The 1054-nt window shown below is 38.5% G+C and carries 1 pseudogene; it reads left to right on the top strand.

Going from position 1 to position 1054, the window contains the following annotated elements:
* Window positions 1-202: 202 nt before the first annotated feature.
* Window positions 203-394 (top strand): annotated as a pseudogene (locus L2764_RS27330) (jacalin-like lectin); the annotation flags it as partial.
* Window positions 395-1054 lie beyond the last annotated feature (660 nt).

The following is a 1054-nucleotide window of genomic DNA, read 5'->3' as shown; positions in this document are numbered from 1 at the left end:
ATACAAAAATAATGATAAACAAACAAGTTCAATGATGCGATAAGTACTGAAATTATCACGTTGCTCTAATAGTGAACGAATTTATGGTAATTTAATACTCAGGTACTTATCTCCCCCCCCAACTGTGATCTCAATAGTCTCTTACCTTGGCATGTTAATCTAAGCAAGGCCTAGTTCGCCGGACGCTCACACATCTTTATCTGGTCGATATGGTAGCAAAGTGGATTCTATCACTATTAGTACTAATTATGGCCAAACATTGACTAAAGGCGGTGGCGGTGGGCCAGCACAATTTAGCTATACAACCAGCGATGAGTTTCAAATTGCAGGATTTAAAGGTCGAAGTGGAAGTATTATTGATGCTATAGGTGTTATTTATCATCGTTATTATTAATTTGTTAATAATATAAAATCTAAATTTTATATAATAAAATAGCTAACAAATAAGGATAGGCCGCGCGCAGCCGCATCCCTGTTTTTAAGAAAGAGGCAAGTGTACTATCTATTAACGTGAGGAGCCCTAGGCTGAGGTTTAGGCATACTTTTTATTATGTAAATAGCAGAACGAGAGAGCGCTCTGTTTGAGGTAATGTTTCAGGGGGACCGTTTTTGATAGTTGTGATGCTCCCAGAGAACTCATAGATAACTATTGTTAATGTTTTTTTTTTGATTTAACTCCCCATCGGAGTAACTTTAACTTTTCGATAAAAAATTTTGTGATTAAGACAGGATGTTGAAAATAGCCTTAGTTGAGCCACGGTCGTTCCTTGGCATCCCTGCCACCACGACATTTGTTAATCCTAAACATCAGAGGCGAATATGAGGTGATAAATATTTTTGTTCATCGAACAATTGAAGTGCTTCGTAACCGTCCGAGCAAGTACATCTTCAACTGCGTTCATTGATCCCTTATTTTAACGTCTGACTATCACATCAGGAGTTAACCAGGGCGGGAGCATACTTTGTCGGATAATTAACCAAAGAAAACTTTTGCCCTGTAATCATCGTCCCAACTCGCCTTTTTTAGCTTATTTCGCTGACTTGGCGCACCGCA

The organism is Shewanella surugensis (genome assembly GCF_023284005.1).
Classification (GTDB): domain Bacteria; phylum Pseudomonadota; class Gammaproteobacteria; order Enterobacterales; family Shewanellaceae; genus Shewanella; species Shewanella surugensis.
The sequence above is the reverse complement of the archived record's forward strand: the minus strand, read 5'-3'. Positions and strand labels throughout refer to the sequence as shown.